This is a genomic window from Streptomyces albipurpureus (genome assembly GCF_023701525.1).
GTDB classification, from domain to species: Bacteria; Actinomycetota; Actinomycetes; order Streptomycetales; family Streptomycetaceae; genus Streptomyces; species Streptomyces albipurpureus.
Map to the genome: position 1 here is coordinate 169,601 of NZ_JAMQAW010000006.1, position 20,158 is coordinate 189,758.

The 20,158-nt window shown below is 67.5% G+C and carries 18 protein-coding genes; 8 read left to right on the forward strand and 10 right to left on the reverse strand.

What is annotated here, in order from left to right:
- The first annotated feature begins 265 nt into the window (after positions 1-265).
- The 3 genes from pta to pyk all read left to right on the forward strand — a co-directional run bounded on the left by pta (position 266) and on the right by pyk (position 5,192).
- Positions 266-2,380 carry a phosphate acetyltransferase gene (gene pta / locus NBG84_RS05840; protein ID WP_250918190.1) on the forward strand — a complete coding sequence of 705 codons (2,115 nt, stop codon included), beginning with the start codon at positions 266-268 and terminating at the stop codon, positions 2,378-2,380.
- 96 nt (positions 2,381-2,476) lie between these two features.
- Positions 2,477-3,694, forward strand: coding sequence for an acetate kinase (locus NBG84_RS05845; RefSeq protein ID WP_250918191.1), 1,218 nt, complete (start codon positions 2,477-2,479; stop codon positions 3,692-3,694).
- A gap of 73 nt (positions 3,695-3,767) precedes the next feature.
- Entirely contained in the window at positions 3,768-5,192 is a 1,425-nt protein-coding gene (gene pyk, locus NBG84_RS05850) for a pyruvate kinase (protein ID WP_250918192.1), read from the forward strand.
- A 175-nt stretch (positions 5,193-5,367) separates the two neighbouring features.
- Here the strand turns inward: pyk and NBG84_RS05855 are convergent, their stop codons facing one another.
- The 4 genes from NBG84_RS05855 to NBG84_RS05870 form a co-directional block, all read right to left on the reverse strand.
- Complete coding sequence (locus NBG84_RS05855; RefSeq protein WP_250918193.1) at positions 5,368-6,708, reverse strand: hypothetical protein; 1,341 nt, start codon at positions 6,706-6,708, stop codon at positions 5,368-5,370.
- 133 nt (positions 6,709-6,841) lie between these two features.
- Entirely contained in the window at positions 6,842-7,408 is a 567-nt protein-coding gene (locus tag NBG84_RS05860; protein ID WP_250918194.1) for a DUF6114 domain-containing protein, read from the reverse strand.
- A gap of 118 nt (positions 7,409-7,526) precedes the next feature.
- Positions 7,527-8,171 (reverse strand): DUF6230 family protein, encoded by a 645-nt coding sequence (locus NBG84_RS05865; RefSeq protein ID WP_250918195.1) that lies wholly within the window; start codon positions 8,169-8,171, stop codon positions 7,527-7,529.
- A gap of 649 nt (positions 8,172-8,820) precedes the next feature.
- The gene (locus tag NBG84_RS05870) at positions 8,821-9,792 is read right to left on the reverse strand and encodes a tetratricopeptide repeat protein (RefSeq protein WP_250918196.1); all 972 of its coding nucleotides are present in this window, start codon (positions 9,790-9,792) and stop codon (positions 8,821-8,823) included.
- Positions 9,793-10,059: 267 nt separating this feature from the next.
- On the opposite strand from NBG84_RS05870, the gene NBG84_RS05875 reads away from it, so the two are divergent.
- Complete coding sequence (locus NBG84_RS05875) at positions 10,060-10,698, forward strand: TetR/AcrR family transcriptional regulator (RefSeq protein ID WP_250918197.1); 639 nt, start codon at positions 10,060-10,062, stop codon at positions 10,696-10,698.
- Between the two features lie 352 nt (positions 10,699-11,050).
- Here NBG84_RS05875 and icmA read toward each other — a convergent pair whose 3' ends face one another.
- The 4 genes from icmA to NBG84_RS05895 form a co-directional block, all read right to left on the reverse strand.
- A complete protein-coding gene (gene icmA, locus NBG84_RS05880) occupies positions 11,051-12,751 on the reverse strand; it encodes a coenzyme B12-dependent isobutyryl-CoA mutase large subunit (protein WP_250918198.1) in 1,701 nt (566 codons plus the stop codon).
- Between the two features lie 75 nt (positions 12,752-12,826).
- The gene (locus tag NBG84_RS05885; RefSeq protein ID WP_250918199.1) at positions 12,827-13,153 is read right to left on the reverse strand and encodes a DUF3817 domain-containing protein; all 327 of its coding nucleotides are present in this window, start codon (positions 13,151-13,153) and stop codon (positions 12,827-12,829) included.
- A 134-nt stretch (positions 13,154-13,287) separates the two neighbouring features.
- Complete coding sequence (locus NBG84_RS05890; RefSeq protein WP_250918200.1) at positions 13,288-13,797, reverse strand: MarR family winged helix-turn-helix transcriptional regulator; 510 nt, start codon at positions 13,795-13,797, stop codon at positions 13,288-13,290.
- Positions 13,798-14,004: 207 nt separating this feature from the next.
- The gene (locus NBG84_RS05895; protein WP_250918201.1) at positions 14,005-14,349 is read right to left on the reverse strand and encodes a DUF3817 domain-containing protein; all 345 of its coding nucleotides are present in this window, start codon (positions 14,347-14,349) and stop codon (positions 14,005-14,007) included.
- Between the two features lie 161 nt (positions 14,350-14,510).
- Between NBG84_RS05895 and NBG84_RS05900 the strand changes: the two genes are divergently transcribed.
- From NBG84_RS05900 to NBG84_RS05915, 4 genes are all read left to right on the forward strand, one after another.
- Positions 14,511-15,149 carry an AIM24 family protein gene (locus NBG84_RS05900; protein ID WP_250918202.1) on the forward strand — a complete coding sequence of 213 codons (639 nt, stop codon included), beginning with the start codon at positions 14,511-14,513 and terminating at the stop codon, positions 15,147-15,149.
- 2 nt (positions 15,150-15,151) lie between these two features.
- Positions 15,152-15,802, forward strand: a complete 651-nt coding sequence (locus tag NBG84_RS05905) for an AIM24 family protein (RefSeq protein ID WP_250918203.1) — start codon at positions 15,152-15,154, stop codon at positions 15,800-15,802.
- 2 nt (positions 15,803-15,804) lie between these two features.
- The gene (locus NBG84_RS05910) at positions 15,805-16,590 is read left to right on the forward strand and encodes an AIM24 family protein (protein ID WP_250918429.1); all 786 of its coding nucleotides are present in this window, start codon (positions 15,805-15,807) and stop codon (positions 16,588-16,590) included.
- A 135-nt stretch (positions 16,591-16,725) separates the two neighbouring features.
- Complete coding sequence (locus tag NBG84_RS05915) at positions 16,726-17,202, forward strand: MarR family winged helix-turn-helix transcriptional regulator (RefSeq protein WP_250918204.1); 477 nt, start codon at positions 16,726-16,728, stop codon at positions 17,200-17,202.
- Positions 17,203-17,956: 754 nt separating this feature from the next.
- Here NBG84_RS05915 and NBG84_RS05920 read toward each other — a convergent pair.
- Both NBG84_RS05920 and NBG84_RS05925 read right to left on the reverse strand, forming a co-directional pair.
- Complete coding sequence (locus tag NBG84_RS05920; protein WP_250918205.1) at positions 17,957-19,465, reverse strand: sensor histidine kinase; 1,509 nt, start codon at positions 19,463-19,465, stop codon at positions 17,957-17,959.
- The gene (locus tag NBG84_RS05925) at positions 19,462-20,127 is read right to left on the reverse strand and encodes a response regulator transcription factor (protein ID WP_250918206.1); all 666 of its coding nucleotides are present in this window, start codon (positions 20,125-20,127) and stop codon (positions 19,462-19,464) included. The genes NBG84_RS05920 and NBG84_RS05925 overlap by 4 nt, the downstream gene beginning before the upstream one ends.
- Between the last annotated feature and the right edge of the window lie 31 nt (positions 20,128-20,158).

The window sequence follows — 20,158 nt, forward strand, 5'->3', positions numbered from 1 at the left end:
CCGAGGGCCATGGCGAGCCCCATCGGAGCCCGCCCCTGAGCCCTGCCGCCTGGGCATCTCCGCTGCGACTTCCCCAGAACCGACCCGGCAGGCGTATTAGCTACCCGCAGAGGTATTGTCAAGAGGGAAAAGCCGCCCTCCAGCGGTTTTTTTGTACGGGCTTTTGTACGAGTTGGCACAGGGGCATCCGTACGGAAAACGCCGTCGGAGGGCACGGAGACATGGGCCGGCACGGGCATGAGCAGTTACGGACGGGAGAGCACGCGTGACGCGCAGCGTGTATGTGACCGGGATCGACCGCGGAGACGGCCGGCAGGTCGTCGAGCTGGGAGTCATGGAGCTCCTCACCCGCCAGGTGGATCGGGTCGGTGTCTTTCGACCGCTGGTGCACGACGGCCCTGACCGGCTGTTCGAACTGCTGCGGGCACGCTATCGGCTGACCCAGGACCCGGCATCCGTCTACGGCATGGACTACCACGAGGCCTCCACGCTCCAGGCCGAGCGGGGCACCGATGAGCTGGTCTCCAACCTGGTGGAACGCTTCCACCAGGTGGCTCGCGAGTACGAGGTGGTGCTCGTCCTCGGCACCGACTTCGCCGACACCCAGTTCCCCGACGAGTTGGCGATCAACGCCCGGCTCGCCAATGAGTTCGGCGCCTCGGTGATTCCCGTGGTCGGCGGCCGGGGCCAGACCGCGGAATCCGTGCGCGCCGAGGCCCGCAACGCCTACCGCGCCTATGAGGTGCTGGGCGCCAACGTCCTCGCCATGGTCGTCAACCGGGTCGCGCCCGAGGACCGTGAGGTCATACGTGAGCGGCTGGTGGCCCGGCTGCCGGTGCCCTGCTACGTACTGCCCGACGAGCCGGCGCTGGCGGCGCCCACGGTCTCCCAGATCACCCATGCCCTGGGGGGCACGGTGCTGCTCGGCGATGACGCGGGGCTCGCCAGGGACGCGCTCGGTTTTGTCTTCGGCGGGGCGATGCTGCCGAACTTCCTCAGCGCCCTGACCCCGGGGTGCATGGTGGTGACCCCGGGCGACCGGGCCGATCTGGTCGTCGGCGCGCTCGCCGCCCACTCCGCCGGCACCCCGCCGATCGCCGGTGTGCTGCTCACCCTGAACGAACGGCCGAGCGAGGAGATCCTCACCCTGGCCTCCCGGCTCGCACCGGGCACCCCGGTGATCTCGGTGCCCGGCACCAGCTGGCCCACCGCCACCGAGCTCTTCGGTCTGGAGGGCAAGCTCAACGCCACCACTCCCCGCAAGGCGGAGACCGCCCTCGGCCTGTTCGAACGCCATGTGAACACCGGGGAGCTGCTGGAGCGCCTGGCGGTGGCCAGGAGCGGTCATGTCACCCCGATGATGTTCGAGCACGAGCTGCTGGAGCAGGCGCGCTCCGACCGCCGCAGGGTGGTGCTGCCCGAGGGCAGCGAGGAGCGGGTGCTGCGGGCGGCCGATGTGCTGATGCGCCGCGCCGTCTGCGATCTGACCCTGCTCGGCGATACCGAGGTGATCCGCAAGAAGGCCGCCGATCTGGGCATCGACCTCAGCGAGGTGCAGCTGATCGACCCCAACACCTCCGAGCTGCGCCAGCCCTTCGCCGAGCGGTACGCACAGCTGCGGGCCCACAAGGGCGTGTCGGTGGAACTGGCGTATGACGTGGTGGCGGATGTGAACTACTTCGGCACCCTGATGGTGCAGGAGGGTTTCGCCGATGGCATGGTCTCGGGTTCGGTGCACTCCACGGCCGCCACGATCCGTCCGGCCTTCGAGATCATCAAGACCAAGCCGGACGCTTCGATCGTGTCGTCGGTCTTCTTCATGTGCCTCGCCGACAAGGTGCTGGTGTACGGGGACTGCGCGGTCAACCCCGACCCGAACGCCGAGCAGCTCGCGGACATCGCCGTCCAGTCGGCGGCCACCGCGGCCCGCTTCGGTGTCGATCCGCGGATCGCGATGCTCTCGTACTCCACCGGCACCTCGGGTTCCGGCGCTGATGTGGACAAGGTGCGGGAGGCGACCGAGCGGGTGCGCGGCTCGCATCCCGAGCTGAGGATCGAGGGGCCGATCCAGTACGACGCGGCCGTCGAGCCGACCGTCGCGGCGACCAAACTGCCGGAGTCGGAGGTGGCCGGCCGTGCCACCGTGCTGATCTTCCCGGACCTCAACACCGGCAACAACACCTACAAGGCCGTCCAGCGCTCCGCGGGCGCGGTCGCCGTCGGCCCGGTCCTCCAGGGCCTGCGCAAACCGGTGAACGACCTCTCCCGCGGTGCCCTGGTCAGCGACATCGTCAACACGGTCGCGATCACCGCGATCCAGGCCCAACCGGACCCCACCGCGGCCGGTCCCGTACACCCCTCGCAGTCCACCACCGCATGACCCTCTCGAACGGTATGAGCTACGGAACCGTATGACCACCAGAACCGTGTGACCCACCCGTTCGGAGACAACCCGGTCCCCTACAGAGAGAGCCCCATGACCGCCACCCGTGTCCTCGTCCTCAACTCCGGCTCGTCGTCGGTGAAGTACCAGCTGCTCGACATGGGCAACGGCTCACGGCTCGCGGTGGGGCTCGTCGAGCGGATCGGCGAGCAGACCTCCCGGCTGGTGCACACACCGCTCGGTACGGGCGGCGAGAAGCGGGAGCGCACCGGACCGATCGCCGACCATGAGGCGGCGCTGCGGGCGGTCTCCGAGGAACTGTCAGCCGACGGGCTCGGCCTGGATTCACCGGACCTCGCGGCGATCGGCCATCGGGTGGTCCACGGCGGGTCGCGGTTCTCCGAACCCACCGTCGTCGACGACGAGGTGCTGGCAGAGATCGAACGGCTGATTCCGGTCGCTCCGCTGCACAATCCCGCAAATGTCACCGGTATCCGTACCGCCCGGGCACTCCGGCCTGACCTGCCGCAAGTCGCGGTCTTCGACACGGCCTTCCATACGACGATGCCGGAATCCGCGGCTCGTTACGCCATTGATGTCGAGACGGCCGACACGCACCGCATCCGCCGGTACGGTTTCCACGGGACCTCGCACGCCTACGTCTCCCGGGAGACGGCGAAGCTGCTGGGGAAGGCGCCCGAAGACATCAATGTGATCGTGCTGCACCTGGGCAATGGTGCGTCCGCCTCGGCGGTCGCGGGTGGCCGGTGCATGGACACCTCCATGGGATTGACTCCGCTGGAGGGTCTGGTGATGGGCACGCGCTCGGGCGATATCGACCCGGCCGTGACATTCCACCTCCAGCGGGTCGCAGGGATGTCCACCGATGAGATCGATGTACTGCTCAACAAGAAGAGCGGGTTGGTGGGGCTTTGCGGCGACAACGATATGCGGGAGATCCGCCGGCGGATCGACGCGGGCGATCGCAGTGCGCTGCTTGCTTTCGAGATCTATATCCATCGGCTGAAGAAGTACATCGGGGCGTACTACGCCGTACTGGGCCGGGTGGACGCGGTCGTCTTCACCGCCGGGGTCGGCGAGAACGCGGCTCCGGTGAGGGCCGCGGCCGTGGCTGGCCTGGAGGAACTGGGGCTGGCCCTGGACTCGGCCCGCAACGAGGAGCGGTCAGAGGGGGCTCGGATCATTTCCACCCCCTATGCCCGGGTCACCGTCGCGGTCGTGCCGACCGACGAGGAGTTGGAGATCGCCCGTCAGACATTCGCCTTGATAGGCGGAGAACTGCCCGACTGAGCGAGACCCCGCCCATTTGTACATTCCACCAGACGGAATATTCCGAGTCGAAACAAACCGATAGGATCGCCTTATGCGCCGTTCCAAAATCGTCTGCACACTGGGCCCCGCCGTCGACTCGTACGAGCAGCTGAAAGCGCTCATCGAGGCCGGCATGAACGTGGCCCGTTTCAATATGAGCCATGGGTCTCACGCCGAGCACGAGGAGCGGTACCACCGCGTCCGTAAGGCAGCCGAGGACACCGGTCACGCACTGGGCGTCCTCGCTGACCTCCAGGGGCCGAAGATCCGGCTGGAGACCTTCGCCGAGGGTCCGGTCGAGTTGGTCCGTGGCGATGAGTTCACCATCACCACCGAGGACGTGGACGGCGACAAGTCCATCTGCGGCACCACCTACAAGGGACTGCCCGGGGATGTCTCCAAGGGCGACCAGATCCTGATCAACGACGGCAATGTCGAACTGCGGGTCGTCGCGGTCGAGGGTCCCCGGGTGAAGACCATCGTCGTCGAGGGCGGGGTGATCTCCGACCACAAGGGCATCAACCTGCCCGGCACGGCCGTCAATGTGCCCGCGCTGTCCGAGAAGGACATCGAGGACCTGCGCTTCGCGCTGAACATGGGCTGCGATCTGGTGGCCCTCTCCTTCGTCCGGGACGCCCATGACGTCAAGGACGTCCACAAGGTGATGGACGAGGTCGGCCGTCGGGTGCCGGTCATCGCCAAGGTGGAGAAGCCGCAGGCCGTCGCCAACATGGAGGACGTCGTCATGGCGTTCGACGGGGTGATGGTCGCTCGTGGCGATCTGGCGGTGGAGTACCCGCTGGAGAAGGTCCCGATGGTGCAGAAGCGGCTGATCGAGCTGTGCCGCCGCAACGCCAAGCCGGTGATCGTGGCGACCCAGATGATGGAGTCGATGATCACCAACTCGCGGCCCACCCGCGCCGAGGCGTCCGATGTCGCCAACGCGATCCTGGACGGCGCGGACGCGGTGATGCTCTCCGCCGAGTCCTCGGTGGGCGCGTACCCGATCGAGACGGTCAAGACCATGTCGAAGATCGTGGTGGCGGCCGAGGAAGAGCTGATGTCCAAGGGCCTTCAGCCGCTGGTGCCCGGCAAGAAGCCGCGTACCCAGGGCGGTTCGGTGGCCCGGGCGGCCTGTGAGATCGCGGACTTCCTGGACGGCAAGGCACTGATCGCCTTCACCAAGTCCGGTGACACCGCCCGCAGGCTCTCCCGCTACCGCGCCTGTCAGCCGATCCTGGCCTTCACCACCGAGGTCGCCACCCGCAACCAGTTGGCTCTGAGCTGGGGCGTCGAGTCGTTCGTGGTGCCGCACGTACACAACACGGATGCCATGGTGGACCTCGTCGACGCCGAACTGCTGAAGCTCCAGCGGCACAACGACGGCGACACGATGATCATCACCGCGGGCTCGCCCCCCGGAGTGCCCGGCACCACCAACATGGTCCGCGTGCACCACCTGGGCGGCCAGAGCTAACCACCGCGAGCCGTAACCACCCGGGCCGTGCCTCTCCGCCAGGGGCGCGGCCCCTGGCGTACCAAACTGCCTTCCCGTCCTGCGCGACATCCCCCCGACGACCCCCTGGCCGCCGTGGTCGCGCACGTACCGGACAAGAACGGCCGCACCCGCCGCACCCGGGGATGACGGATCGTCAGTCGTCGTCGCGTTCCACGTGGTTACGGAGCCCGGGCACCGTCAGCGTGCCCCCGAACTGGCCTGCCTGCCGCACGGTGGCGTCGGTGAACATCGCGAACGGGACATCGAGCGGCGGCGGGGTCTTGGGACTGAAGGTGATCGGGATGATGCCGAACAGGTTCCCCTTCAGGGACTCCGTGTACATCGTCACCGTGCCGTTGCGGATCGTTGAGGTGGAGCCCGCCCGGGCCTTCACATGCATCGTCGAGTTCACCGGGTACTTCGCGAGTTGGTGGAGGTCCTTGATGTCCACGCTCGACGCCGTGAACTTCAGCACCTTCTTGACCTTGCCACCGCTGGTCCGCACCTCGACGATGCCGTGATAGCTCAGCCCCCTGAGTGTCAGCATGGAGGTCCGTAGCTCCCAGGGGTCCCCGGGCAGCAGGGGGATGCCCGACTCCAACCGGGCGGCGGCAAGGGCGTCGGGATCGGCGGTGGGACAGGGAAACCGAGGCTTGGCGCCCTCGGGGATGTCCTCGTCCTTCTTGGGGTCAAGGCCCTTGACGTCCTCGTCGAGTTCCTTGACCGCGGCTCCGGCCCGCTCGGCCGCTTCCTTGATGGAGTCCTTCACCGGGTCCGGAGTCGTCTCGGACCCGTTCTCCGCCTCGTCGTCCGCGCTCTGCCCGGACCCTGTTTCCTGGCCGGACTCCGCTTCCTGGCCGGACTCCGTTTTCTGGCCGGACTCCGTTTTCTGGCCGGCGCCATCCGCGCCGTCACCCGGTGCGCCATCCGGCTTGTCGCTCGGCCTGGCACCCGGCTTGGCACCCGGCTTGTCGGACGGATCGTCGGACGGATCGTCCGGTGTCGCTGCGGACGTCGGTGGGGGCTTGCCGATGCCGTCGATGAGTTCCTTGACGGCATCACCCACGCCCACCGGGTCCAGGAGATTCCTGCTCTTCGAGGCGGACGGTGGGGCCGAGGGGCTCGGGGCGTCCTGCGAGGACATCCGCGGCCCGGGCCGCTCCCGTGACGAGGCACCGGAGGTGGCGACATCGCCCTCGTTCCTGCCATCGTCCCCTCCGGTGTCCTCCTCGTCGTCCTCGGGCGGTTCACTCGGCGCCAGCGACGGCTGAGGCGGGGGATTCGCCGAGGGTCCCGTCGATTCGGATGGCTCAGACGGCTCAGAGGGGTTGGAAGAGGGCTTCGGCGAGGCGGAATCCGTAGCGGTCGGCTCTTCCGAGGCGGTCGGCTCTTCCGAACGGGTGACACAGGGGCCGGGCGCAAAGGGGATCTCGCTGTCGTTCGCCGAGGCCAGCCGGGGGGTGAACCCGATGCCCATCAGTACGGCGGTCGGCATCGCGGCCAGGGCTATCGCCTTGCCGGCGGGTAGGTGGAGCTTGGTGAGCAGGGACTTCCTTGGAGCAGCATGGCGTGGGCCCCTTCTGACCCGTCGTGGGGCATCGCCATCAGATGCTGCCGGCGGCGAAATGTCACCCTGCACTATTCCTCCCGCCGTTGGTTTCGGTGGTGGTCTCGGGTGTGTTCGGGGTCGCCGGGACTGGGGCACCCCACTCCCCCGGCTCGGTGGAGTCCTGCGGTGCGGCGGCCGGCTCGGGGGCCCGGTCGCCCGGGGTCTCTTCGGCCGGCGGCAGTGGCGCACCAGGCGCCCAGGAGACGGACAGCGCCCCGCCGATCAGGGAGAACAGAAACCCGAAGACAAAGCCACCGATGTTGGCGACCGGGAGGGAGACCAGTGCGAGAACGATCGCCGCAACGCCCGCGAACACCCGGACGATCGCGTGGAACCACATCGTCATCCCGAGTGTGACCAGCAGTACGCCGATGATCAGTGAACCCGCGCCCGCCGTGGTCGACATGGCGATGGTGAGATTGCCGAGTCGGACATCGGCGTACGGGAAGTAGGCGATGGGGAGGCCACCGAGCATGGTGAACAGGCCTGCCCAGAAAGGCCGTTGCCCTCGCCAGTCGCGAAATCGCCGCCGGAAGGCGCGGAGGAGATGCTCGTTCTGCCCTGTGGCCATGGACTCGGCGCTCATGGAAAACAGCTCCCTGCAAGCGTTCTTGCGCTAAGAGGTCTTGCGCTTAGAGATGGAGAGGACGGGCAGGGCAACGGCGAGCGACGCGCCCCCGCCCGTCCTGGTGGTGCGGAACCGGCTAGCCGGGGAAGCACTCCTTCTTGCCCTTGTGCAGCTTCAGCTTCAGGCCGCTGAGCTTGAAGGTGCCGGCCGTGGTGGCCCATGCCTTCTGCTTGACATTGGTCAGCGTCGCCACCTCGGCGCGCTGGGCGAAGCCATGGGGATTCACCTGCGCCTCGGTGCCCGGCTGGATGTGCGGCTTGCCGACCGATCCCGCCGCCACACCGATGTCGATGTTGCTGAACTCGGCGTCCGCCTCCAGATAGGAGACATCGAGATAGAGCCCCTTGGCGGTGACCGGGTTTCCGGGTTCCTGGCCTGCGGTCAACTCAAGGCTGACGTTGCCGATGAACGGCACCTTGGGGGTGACCACCGACTGGCACATGTTGGTGATGGTCGCCGAGCTGAACCCCGAAACGGCGACCGGCTCCACGAACGACTCACCGTCGAGGTTCTTACCCGATGCGATGCTGCCGTACTGAACGAAATCCTGGCCGACGAGAGAGTCGGCGGTGACCTTGAACTCCTGGCCGGAGATGCTGAATGACGCGGCGAGCGCTCCTTGGGCCAAACCGATGCCGATCGCGGCCGTCGCGGCCACACTCGGCACCATGACAAGGGCGAACCGCTTCCATCTGGTTCCGCCACGAGCCATAGACTCCATGAATTTCCTCCTTCTCGGACGTACATCTCCGGATCGGACCGCACGGTCCGTCCTGAGATGGGAGAAGTGCTACGTCCTCGGGAAGGAGAGCGCCGTACTTTCCGGCGCGAACCGCGTCCGAAACACCGGCGATCACCCCCGAGCGACAACCACTGGTCGCGCCTGATTCCTCACGCACAACCCGTTTGGACAGGTCCCGCCATCGGCGGGAACCCCCCTGTCCACGACCGGAGTTACCGCCGGCCGGCCCGGTGGGGACCCACGGTGCGCGGCACGGCTGGAGGCCGGGCGACGCGGTGTTGGACCGAGCGTGGCCGATCGTGGTGCATTCCCGGCCGGGACACAAGGGGGTTCGTTACTGGCTAGTAACGGGCCGATGCCAGGCACTCGACGGAACGCCTTCGACCGGGCACACAGGGTGCAACGCCCTACCCCGCCAGAAGAGGAAATCAACGCCAATAAACGGACAGAAGAAACCAGGTGCTTTACTGCGAGTAACAGGCTATCGATTTACCAAGTTTTGGCAAAGAGGGATGACTAGTAGTCACCGCGTCAACAAAACGGCGGTGACGCCTCACCAGCGCCACCGCCATGGATCTCACGGTCCACCGGGGTCCGAGCATCCTTCTGGGAGATCACCCCGGAACGATCAGAAGAGCACCCGGGCCAGCGCCGAACGCGCCGCACTCACGCGCGGATCATCCGGCCCGATCACCTCGAACAGCTTCAGCAGTCGCACCCGCACCGCGTCTCGGTCCTCACCCGCCGTAAGCCGCACGGTCTCCACCAGCCGTCCGAACGCGTCTTCCACATGACCGCCGACCAGGTCGAGGTCGGCGGCGTCAATCTGGGCGTTCACATCGGCAGGGTTGTCCGCCGCCGTCTGGCGCACCTTCTGCGGGTCCATGTCCGAGACCCTGCGCAACAGTTCGGCCTGGGCGAGACCGAGCTTCGCCTCCGTGTTGCCGGGGTCGTCGGAGAGCACATTGCGGTACGCCTGCACCGCGCCGGCGAAATCACCCGCGTCCAGCGCCTGAACGGCGGCCTCCAGCAGAGCGTCATAGGGACCCGCGGGCACCGGTGCGGGTTCGGCCGTCTCAGCCGCCCCCTCCGAATCGACCGTGATGCCGGTCAGCCCGAAGCGCTCCTCGCCGACCTGAATCAACTGATCAAGGGTCTGACGGATCTGCTGCTCGGGAGCGGCACCCTGGAAGAGCGGTAGCGCCTGTCCGGCGACCACCGCGAAAACGGCCGGAATACCCTGGATGCCGAACTGCTGCATCAGCATCTGATTTGCGTCGACATCGACCTTGGCCAGGATGAACCGGCCGTTGTACTCCTGCGCCAGCCGCTCAAGCAACGGGCTGAGCTGCTTACAGGGCTGACACCACTCGGCCCAAAAATCGAGGACGACCGGCACTTCGGCGGATCGCTGGAGCACATCGCGCTCAAAGCCCGCCTCGTCGACGTCAATCACCAAACTGGACGGGGACACGGCGGCCGCCCCACCCTGGCGAGCGACCTCAGCACGGGTCTGCTCCGCCTTGGCCTTGGCCTCATTGGCCGCCTTCACCGCGGCGAGGTCGACGACGCCGCTCATGGACATGTTCCTAGGCTGCATGAGTACATCCTCCCCCTTCCGCGCGTGCAAACGAAAAGTACGAACCTTTCCACCGTGCACACCCATGGACTGCGGTACCGCCCATGGCTCAAACTATTCGGCGCGGGGTCCCCACCCGTGCGCCCGTGGTTGTCGCGCAGCGGCTCAGCGCTTTCGCTACGCGTCGTAGCGTAACTGCCCGCTCGCTCCACGGCCCCCTCCCCGTGTGAGATTCCTCCGGTGAACTGGCTCACACCAAAACGCTTACCCGCCGGTATGGTCGCCGTCATGTGCAGCCGTCCACACCCCAAAGCGGTACGTAGCGGTCGTTTGGGGCGCCCTCGCAGCACCGAAGCGGACACCGCGATCCTCCATGCGACCAGGGCGGCACTCGTCGAGCTGGGCTGGTCAAAACTGACCATGGGCGACGTGGCCATCCGTGCCGGCGTAGCCAAGACGACGCTCTACCGGCGCTGGGCCAGCAAGAGCGAGCTGGTGATCGATGCCGTGGCGGTCCTCTTCGACGAGCTGGAACTCCCCGATCGGGGGAGTCTGATGGCCGATGTGGAGGGGGTGGTGCTCCAGTTCGCCACCTTGCTGGAACGGCCCGAGACCAGGACGGCCCTGATGGCGGTGGTCGCGGAATCCACCCGGGACGAAGCCCTGCGCAGTCGTATCCGCTCAGCGATCGTGAACCGGCAGAAGACCCTCGTCCTCCAGGGCCGGGCCCGGGCACAGGCACGCGGCGAGCTGCCCTACGAGGAGAACGCCGAGTCCGCCGCGCGCAACGCGGACCTCATCTTCGATGTGATCGCGGGTGCCGTCGTCCACCGGACCCTGGTGAGCGCGGAGCCGGTGGACCAGGCATGGGCACACAGCTTCACCACGCTCCTGCTCTCGGGGCTGACCTCACTGCGCAACAGCTGAGCCCTGGCCGCGCGGTGAATCAGGGCCGCGCGGTGACTCGGGGCCTTCCCCGTCGGTGCGGGCCCGGCTCTCGCGTACCCCGCGCGAGCCGGGCGCCAGCCCACCCCCCGTAGCGAAGGAGCGGATGGGCAGCAAGGTGGTGCTGGGGCGTCGGCGGACAGCCGCTCTCGCGCGATGGTCCGAAACCCGTCCGAAACCCGTTGCCGGTTCACCGCCGGGCGTCACGGGTGCCACCACCGCAAAGAGGTCCTCCGCACGGCTGACCCGCTTGACGCCCGCCAGGACGGCACAGACGGCGGCGGGCGAAAGGGGCGCCCAGCCGCCGTACGCGGGCCGGCGGACACCGAGATGATCAGAATCCGGGCGGCTCGGTGTAGGTGCCCCACTCATCGCGGAGCGCATCACAGATCTCGCCCAGGGTGGCCTCGGCCCGTACCGCGTCGAGCATCGGTCCGATCATGTTGGAACCGTCCCTGGCCGCCGTGAGCATCGCCTGGAGCGAAGCCCGTACGACGGTGTCGTCGCGGTCCGCCCGGCGCTCGGCGAGCAACCGCACCTGCTCGCGTTCCACCTCATGGCTGACCCGCAGTATCTCCAGATCGCCGGTGACCGACCCATGGTGGACGTTGACCCCGACGACCCGCTTCTCGCCCTTCTCCAGCGACCGCTGATAGCGGAACGCGGACTCGGCGATCTCGCCGGTGAACCAGCCGTCCTCGATACCGCGCAGGATGCCCGAGGTCATGGGCCCGACGGGGTGCTGCCCATCCGGGTGGGCCAGCCGCCCGCGCTCCCTGATCCGCTCGAAGACCTTCTCGGCATCCGCCTCGATCCGATCGGTGAGCTGCTCCACGTACCAGGAGCCACCGAGCGGATCGGCGACGTTGGCGACGCCCGTCTCCTCCATCAGCACCTGCTGGGTACGGAGCGCGATCTCGGCCGCCTGCGCGCTGGGGAGGGCGAGGGTCTCATCCAGGGCGTTGGTGTGGAGCGAATTGGTGCCGCCGAGGATCGCGGAGAGCGCCTCCACCGCGGTGCGGACAACGTTGTTGTACGGCTGCTGGGCGGTGAGCGAGACACCCGCGGTCTGGGTGTGGAACCGAAGCCACTGGGCCTTGTCGGTCTTGGCCCCGTACACCTCGCGCATCCATCGGGCCCAGATCCGACGGGCGGCCCGGAACTTGGCGATCTCCTCGAAGAAGTCGAGATGCGCGTCGAAGAAGAAGGACAGCCCGGGGGCGAAGACGTCCACGTCCATGCCCCGGCTGAGCCCGAGCTCCACATAGCCGAACCCGTCAGCCAGTGTGTACGCCAACTCCTGGGCGGCCGTCGCCCCGGCCTCGCGGATGTGGTAGCCGGAGACGGAGAGCGGCTTGTACGCCGGGATGCTCTGGGCGCAGTGCTCCATCAGATCGCCGATCAGGCGCAGATGCGGCTCCGGCTGGAAGAGCCACTCCTTCTGGGCGATGTACTCCTTGAAGATGTCGGTCTGGAGCGTGCCGTTCAGCACGGCCGGATCGATGCCCTGGCGCTCGGCCGCGACGAGATACATGCAGAAGACCGGTACGGCCGGCCCGCTGATCGTCATGGACGTGGTGACATCGCCCAGCGGGATGTCCCTGAACAGGACCTCCATGTCGGCCGCGGAGTCGATGGCGACCCCGCAGTGGCCGACCTCGCCGAGGGCGCGGGCGTCGTCCGAATCCCGCCCCATGAGGGTAGGCATGTCAAAGGCCACGGAGAGCCCACCGCCACCGGCGGCGAGGATCATCTTGTAGCGCTCATTGGTCTGTTCGGCGTTGCCGAAGCCGGCGAACTGACGGATGGTCCAGGTGCGACCGCGGTAGCCGGTGGGGTGGAGGCCTCGGGTGAAGGGGTACTCACCGGGCCAGCCGATCCGGTCGAAACCCTCGTAGGTGTCGCCGGGGCGGGGCCCGTAGACGGGCTCCACCGGGTCGCCGGAGAGCGTGGTGAAGTCGGCTTCCCGCTTCCGGGCCTTGTCGTAGCGGGCCTGCCAGCGTCGGCGGCCTTCCTCGATCGCGTCAGCGTCCATGCCATCAATTTACTAGGACGTCCTAGTAAATGTCGACGGGGAACCGCCGCGAGCCGTTCACACGCGGCGGAACCGTCAGGCCTGGGCGGTCACCTTGCCGCTGTCCGTGATCAGCGCGCGGGCCTCGCGAGTGATCTTCGGCTCGACGAAGAAGGAGGCCACCGGGATGCAGCCGGCGGCAAGCACCCACAGCAGCTTGCCGAAGGGCCACTTCGCCTTGGAGCCCAGGTCGAAGGCGAAAATCACATAGACGATGAAGAGAACACCATGGACCTGGGAGATCAACATGGTGTCGCCGGTTTCGAAGCCGTACTTCAGGATGATGGCGCCCGTGAAGATGAGCAGCCAGACGGCGGTGATGTACGCCATCACCCGATAGCGGGTCAGCACGGTTTGTTTCATGGCATCGAGCGTAGCCGGGCATCCGACGCCCTCCGCGAGGGGGTCGGAACCGCCGTGCGCCGTCCACCTCGGGGCCAATCGGCCGGCACATCCCGGGGGCGCAGGGGACCCGCCGGGGAGTCGGGCCAGCGGTGCTACGCCTCGTCGAAGTCCTGGGCGGAGACCCTGAGCGGGCGCAATATCGCGAAGATCTCCGCGCACTCCTCGGAGTCATAGGCGCCGAGGCCGAAATCCATCTCCATCAGCTCACGAGTGGCCGCTTCGACGACCTCCCGCCCCTTGCCGGTGATCGACGCGAGCGTGCCGCGGCCGTCATTGGGGTTGGGCCGCTTGTCGACCAGACCCGACCGCACCAGACGGTCCACGGTGTTGGTGACCGAGGTCGGGTGCACCATCAACCGCTCGCCGATCTTGGACATCGGCAGTTCGCCGGCTTTGGAGAAGGTGAGCAGCACCAGCGCCTCGTACCGCGCGAAGGTCAGTCCGTACGGCTTGACGACCGCGTCGACCTCGGCGAGCAGGATCTGGTGCGCCCGCATGATCGAGGTGATCGCCGCCATCGAGGGGACGGGCCCCCAGCGCTGCTGCCAGAGCTCGTCGGCGCGGGCGATCGGATCGAAGGGGAGGCTGAGGGGCTTCGGCACGGCTATGAGCCTATCCAGTGCCCACTCCCTGGTCAGTACCGTCTCGCCCTTCGGTCCCATCACGTGATGGGCGGACGGTGAATCCGCCCGCCCGAGTGGAGACGCGGCCGGAGAACGGCGCGGGGGCGAGCCGAAGAAGAACGGCTCGCCCCCGCCATGGGACTGGTGTTGCGCCTCTGGCCCGGCGTTATGGCCGCGGCGCGGGCACTACGCCTTGACGACGCCCTCACGGCGGGCGCGGGAGGCGATCACCTCGTCGTCGGCGGCCCGCTTGAGCTTGCGCTCGGCGTAGAAACCACCGAACGGCAGCACCGAGAGGACGAAGTAGAGCGCCGCGGTCTTCAGATCCCACTTGGTGCGGTTCCAGGCATCCAGCCAGAAGAGCACATACAGGATGAAGAGGACTCCATGGATCATGCCAAGCGCCGGCACCGCGTTGAAGTCGGTGGTCCGCTTCAGCACCGAGGCGATCATCAGCAGGATGAAGGAGACGGCCTCCGGTGCGGAGACCAGGCGAAGACGGTGGAGGGAGGAGGCGGTCTTGATGTCCACGGAGGCACCTTCAGTGGGAGACGATCTTGTGAATGCGCTCACAAGCGCTGCCTCATTGTGTCAGCTTCCTTTGCCATCCCTTTGTCCGGGGTGGGTCCGAGCCGGACGGGTTACTCCCCGATGCCTGTCCGAGTCCCCTTCGGGGCGGCTAACGTCGAACCGTGGCAACGTTCCGGCTCCAAGGGAGCAAGGTGCTCGCGGTTGACATGACCGGTGACGCCGTCAAAGCGAAGAACGGGTCAATGGTCGCCTATGACGGCCAGATGGCCTTCAAAAAGATGTCCGGTGGCGGTGAGGGAATCCGCGGGATGGTCACCCGCCGCCTCACCGGCGAGCAGATGATCATGATGGAGGTGAAGGGGCAGGGCACCTGCTACTTCGCCGACCGCGCGTCCGAAATCAATCTGGTGAACCTGCACGGGGACAAGTTGTACGTGGAGGCGAGCAACTTGCTCTGCGCCGACGCGGGACTGCGTACCGGCACCAGCTTCACCGGGCTGCGCGGCGGGGCCACCGGCAACGGCCTGTTCACCACGACCCTCGAAGGCAGCGGCCAGGCCGCCATCATGTCCGACGGGCCCGCGGTGCTGTTGCGGGTGACCCCCCAGTACCCGCTGGCGGTCGACCCGGGGGCGTACATCGCCCATCAGGGCAATCTCCAGCAGAACTTCCAATCCGGTGTGACGTTCCGCACATTCATGGGCGAGGGTGGCGGAGAGGCGTTCCAGATCCGCTTTGAGGGCGATGGCGTCGTCTATGTCCAACCCAGCGAGCGCAACACCATCGGAGGGGACGCGTAGCCATGCCGTTCCGTGAGATCAACGCGAAGATGGTCGAGGCGGCGGTCTTCCCCGGCCAGCGAATCTTCAGCCAGCGCGGCGCCATGCTCGCGTACAAGGGCGAGGTGTCCTTCACCCCGAACACCCAAGGCGGCCAGGGCGGCCTCGCGTCCATGATCGGCCGCCGGGTGGCGGGGGAGGCGACCCCGCTGATGACCGTGGAGGGCAGTGGCACGGTGCTGTTCGGCCACGGCGGTCACCATGTCCATATCGTCCACCTCAGCGGTGACACGCTCTACGTCGAGGCCGACCGCCTGCTCGCCTTCGACGGGACCCTGGAGCAGGGAACGATGTTCCTGGGCTCGCAGGGCGGTGTGATGGGCATGGTGCGCGGCCAGGTGACCGGCCAGGGGCTGTTCACCACCACCCTGCGGGGCAGTGGCGCGGTCGCGGTGATGGCCCACGGAGGCGTGGTCGAGTTGCCGATCACCCCCGGGCGTTCCATCCATGTGGACCCCCAGGCGTACGTCGGCCACCGCGGCGATGTGCAGAACAAGCTCACCACCGCGCTCGGCTGGCGCGACATGGTGGGACGCGGCTCGGGCGAGGCGTTCCAACTGGAGCTGAGCGGTAGCGGCGCCGTCTACGTCCAGGCATCGGAGGAGAAGCTGTGACCATGCCCGCCCAGAGCCCTGTCTGGGACCCGACGACGCTGCCCAGCGATGACAACGTCAACCCGTACACCTTCTGTGTGGAGTTGAAGGGCGGTCAGTGGTTCCTCCAGAAGGGGAAGATGATCGCCTACTACGGCCGCATCGACTTCAACGGCATCGGGCACGGCCGGATGGATCGACTGCTGCGCACCTCGTTCCACTCACCGCTGCACGCGGGCGACTGGGTGGTGGCCGAGGGCAGCGGCAAGATGCTCCTCGCCGACCGGGCCTTCGATGTGAACTCGTTCGACCTGGACGAGGGAAATCTGACCATCCGGTCCGGGAATCTGCTGGCGTACCAGCCCTCGCTGGCGTTGAAGCAGTCCATCGTGCCGGGCTTCCTCACCCTGATCGGGACCGGGAAGTTCGTGGCGGCGTCGAATGGTCCCGTGGTGTTCATGGAGCCCCCGATCCGGGTGGACCCCCAGGCGCTGGTGGGATGGGCCGACTGCCCGTCGCCGTGCCACCACTACGACCACGGCTATATGACCGGGGTGATGGGAGGGCTGCGTGCACTGACGGGAATCGGTGGGGCCTCTGGCGAAGAGCATCAGTTTGAGTTCGTCGGAGCGGGCACCGTACTGCTCCAGTCAACCGAGGCCCTGCTGCCCGAAACGGCGACGGGAGCAACACCCCACCAGGCCGGAGTACCCGGCGGCTCGGGCGGCGCCGCCGCCCCGGGTCAACATGGCTCCACCCCGCGTCTCCCAGGTCAGCTGGGCGACCTCACCCGCCGCTTCGGCCTGTGAGCGGTAGTCTGCGGAGTGTGACGTCGAACGTCTGCACCCCTAGTACCCTGCGGGCACCGTGCTGACTCCCTGGCCAGTGCCGGGCGTCACACCATGACTTCGTCCGTCTTTCAACTTCTTAGGTAGAATCCATATATGGAGACCGAGACGGCCACTCGCTGGCTGACCGATGACGAGCAGCGCACCTGGCGCACTCACCTGGACGTCAGCCGGCTGCTGATGCACCAACTCGAAAAGGACCTCCAGCCGTTCGGCTTGACCAACAACGACTACGAGATCCTGGTCAATCTCTCCGAGTCCCCGGAGCAGCGGATGCGGATGAGCGACCTCGCCGCGGCCACGCTCCAGTCAAAGAGCCGCCTCTCCCATCAGATCACCCGTATGGAGAGCGCGGGACTCGTTCGCCGGGAGAACTGCGAATCCGACCGGCGCGGACTGTACGCGGTGCTCACCGAGCAGGGCACGACAACCATGCAGCGGGTCGCCCCGCACCATGTCGCATCCGTGCGGAAGCACTTCATCGACCTGATGACACCCGAGGCGTTGGCTGAACTACGGGAATCGCTCTCCCCGGTCGCCGACCATCTACGCGGCAGGCGCGGCAAGAGCTAGACGCGCAAGAGCCAGACGAACGCACCAAAAGATCCGGAAGGCAGGCCCTGGCAGGGCCTCTCTTTCGGATCTTGTCGTCTCCGCCCCCCGACAAGCCCGTGCACTGCGGCACGGCCGCTCCCGCCAAACAGGAACCCCAGGTCAGGGTGCCCGCGCTCGGCCATGGGCGCACGGACTCCCCCGCAGAACACGAACCCGGGGGCGGGGAGTGCAAGTCTCGGCGTGGGGCGCAGGGAGTGTCCCCTGGTTCCTCCACAGGACAGGAACCCGGGGCAAGGGATACAAGTCTCGGCGTGGGGGCACGCAGGGAGTGTCTCCTGGTTCCTCCACAGGACAGGGACCCCGGGGCAAGGGATACAAGTCTCGGCGTGGGGCGCAGGGAGTCTCCCCTGGTTCCTCCACAGGACAGGGACCTGGGGGCAAGGGATACAAGTCTCGGCGTGGGGGCGCGCAGGGGGTGTCCCCGGAAGCGATCGACGGCAAGACCCGCATGCCGTCACGGAGCCGCTTCAGGCCGTCGACGCTGAGGAGTCACCCCCGATAGCACCCCCCAACCCCCACAGAACAAGACCCCCCAGCCCGGGAGACCCAGAACCCCGCCCCGAGCACCCCCAGCAAAGAAGAACACCTCGAAGGCCAGCAACCTCAGCCCGTCCGGCGCTTGAGGACGGAACCCCCCACCCCGGGTAAGGACGCCCAACACGTGAGCGCCCAGCCCAAGGCCCCAAGGACCCAAGGCCCCGAGCACAGCCCCCTACCCCGGCAGCCTCAGCTCAAAGAGCGCCCCACCTCGCTCCCCCACCCCCACCGTCAACGTCCCACCGTGCCGCGCCGCCACATCCCGTGCGATGGCCAGCCCGAGACCCGCCCCGCCGTCATCCCGGCTGCGGGCGTCATCGAGCCGAACGAACCGCTCGAAGATCCGCTCGCGCTCGTCCTCGGGCACCCCGTCCCCGTCGTCTTCGACCGTGAGCACGATGTCGCCGCCGTCCTCCCGTACCACCGCGGTGACAGAGCTGTCCGCGTGTCGCTGGGCGTTGTCCAGCAGATTGCCGAGCACCCGCACCAACTGGGAGCGCGAACCCGTCACCTCAAGCCCCACAGCCGCGTCCACCGTCACCGGGATGCGGTCATTCGCCCGCTGGGACGCCTCTTCGCGTACGAGCGCACCCAGGTCGAGCCGTGCCTGGCCGGGTCGCTCCCCCGCGTCGAGCCGTGCCAGTAGCAGCAGATCGGCCGCGAGCTGCTGCAGCCGTACGGTGTCGGCCACCGCGCCCGGCACATCGAGGAGCTCCGGGTGGGCCTGGCCCACCTCAAGTTGGGTGCGCAGGGAGGCGATGGGGCTGCGGAGTTCATGCGAGGCGTCGGCGACGAACCTGCGCTGCCGCTCGACCGAGGCCTCCAGAGCGGCGAGCGTCTCGTTGGTGGTGCGCGCGAGCCGAGCGATCTCATCGCGGGAGTCCGGCTCGGGAACCCGGCGGGAGAGGTCCTCGGACGCGGTGATCGCAGCCATCTCCCCTCGGATGCCCTCAACGGGCTTCAGCGCGTGCCGGGTGACCAGCCAGGTCACGGAGCCGACGACGAGCAGGAGGGCGGGAAGCCCGATGAGCATGGCGTCGCGGACGCTCTCCACGGTGTCCTGTTCGGTCGCGCGTGGGGCACCCGCGTAGACGGTGACCGTGGTGCCGGCCCTGTTGGTCGCCTCCACGGCGGCAAAGCGGTAGGAGGCACTGTCGCCGTCCACGTTGGCGGTGCCGTCGCTGAACTCCTCCCGGCTGGAGACCTGTCCGCGGGCCGGATCGTCATCGGGATCGTCCAGTTCGGTGTCCGGCTCCGGCTGATCCGGTTCGTTGTCCTGGTCGGTGTCCTGATCGTTGTCGGCGTCGTTCTCCTGGTCCGGCTGCTGGCCCTGGTCGGAGGTATCGTCCTTCTCCGCGCTCGGCGAGGGCAGCGGTGTGGGCGCGGTCTTGCCGGTACTGGTGCCTGAGATGCTCTGCAAACCCGGTGAGACCGCGATGACCTGTGCCTTCGGCGCGACGACCTGGATGGGGCGGTCCTCACCGCCGGGCAGGTCGAGCTGGTCGGGTGGGGTATCGAGGGCGAACTGGGAGGCCACCTCGCGGGCGGCGATCTCGGCCTGGAGGTTGATCTTGCCCTCCAGGCTCTGGCGGAGGACCAGCAGCAGGCCGAGGCCCGTCGTGATGAGCGCGATCGCGACGACGAGGGTGGCCCCGATGGCTGCCTTGGCGCGTACCGATCTCATGGTGTGGCCACCAGTCGGTATCCCGCGCCCCGCACGGTCTGGATGCGCGGAGCTCCGAGCTTGCGGCGCAGGGCGCTGATGTAGACCTCGATGATGTTGGGGTCGCCGTCATAGGCGAAGTCCCAGACGTGCTCCAGGATGTCCGCCTTGCTGACCACCTCACCCGCGCGCATCGCCAGCTGTTCCAGCACGGCGAACTCCTTGGCGGTGAGGGTGACCTCGTCCTCGCCGCGAAAGACACGGCGAGCCGCGGTCTCCACCCGTAGGTCCCCCACCGTCAGTCGGGGAGAGCCGCCGGAGCGACCACGGCGGCGGAGCAGCGCCTTGACCCTGGCGACGAGGACGACATACGAGAAGGGCTTGGTCAGATAGTCGTCGGCGCCGGTGTCGAGGCCTTCGGCCTCGTCGTACTCGCCGTCCTTGGCCGTGAGCATCAGGATCGGTACTTCATCGCCGGCGGCACGCAGCGAGGCGCAGACCCGGTAGCCGTTCATGCCCGGGAGCATGATGTCGAGAATGACGAGGTCGTACGAGCCCTCGGACGCCCGGTGCAGCCCTTCCAGACCGTCGTGGACCACATCCACCGCATAGCCCTCGGCCGTCAGTCCCCTGGCAAGGGAGAGTGCCAGCCGCTTCTCGTCCTCCACGATCAACAAACGCATGAGCTCAGGGTCGCAAACCGAAGCTGAAGAT